Raw genomic sequence first — 947 nt, forward strand, 5'->3', positions numbered from 1 at the left:
AAACATTCAGCTCTCCATCTTCATACCATGAAATATGTAAGTCATCTTTTGCAAATGAGACATCTTTGACTTTGGTGAAGGGTTTATCCCAATACAAGCGCTCAGCTTCTTTTCGCCAGTAGTCTTCATTCTTCTCTATCGACATTTGATACAGGCTCTGATAGCCAACTTTATCGATGTTTGGCACAAAATCACTGGTTGAATTAGAGGTAGTGTAGTTATTCTGGGCAGCTAAGCTCATGACAGGCTCCTTGAAGTCTATGTTACCGAGTAAGTAGATATAACTCTTATTGTCAACATATTCTGGCCGCCGCCAATTAGACCTTGGTCGAGCACTAGACTATGGTCTAAAGCTCTCTGGACAATAAACTAAAGAAATAGCACAACCGACTTCAGTGTTTGTTTCATCAATTGAACAAACAACCCAGACTAGTGATAATGTTCACCCATCAAATGACACTCGCAATAAACTCATACCACAGCTCTCAATTCCACGGTATTTTCGCTCTCATATAAGCATTAGTCTACTTTAGAAAGAATCTTCTTTCTCCGCCTGGTCAAATAGCTTTTGAAGTTCAGAATGATAGGCACCTTGAGAGGAATAATCACTTTCAGGACCTCGCTAAGAAAATATAAAAGCCGTATTTTCCGATACCAGAACAAGCGTGATATCTTCTTTGCGGTGAAGTCGTATCCATATTGGAATACCGGCGCAAACTGTTCGTGGTTACCAAACCGACTATATTTAGCCAAGTCAAATGACAAGACCAAATCAGCCCTCTTCAACTGCTCCTTGGTACGCTGATCAATTGCGATATCGATAGCATTCCCCATTATAGCGACCATATCTTTAGGTTCTTGATAGCGACTCACGCCATTCAAATCAACAGCGATAGTAATACCCGCACCCATCTGTTCAAGTGCTGAAACGGGTACGTTTTCAGTGA

General features: G+C 41.1%; 2 protein-coding genes. Both read right to left on the minus strand.

All coding sequences use genetic code 11. The features are described from left to right. A partial coding sequence (locus tag A3766_RS28640; protein ID WP_304440994.1) for an acetyl-coenzyme A synthetase N-terminal domain-containing protein occupies positions 1–241 on the minus strand: 241 nt, incomplete at its 3' end. Positions 242–519: 278 nt separating this feature from the next. Next, on the minus strand, positions 520–947 hold a 428-nt coding region (locus A3766_RS31785; RefSeq protein ID WP_231883032.1), incomplete at its 5' end, for a hypothetical protein.

It is taken from the genome of Oleiphilus sp. HI0132 (assembly GCF_001635845.1).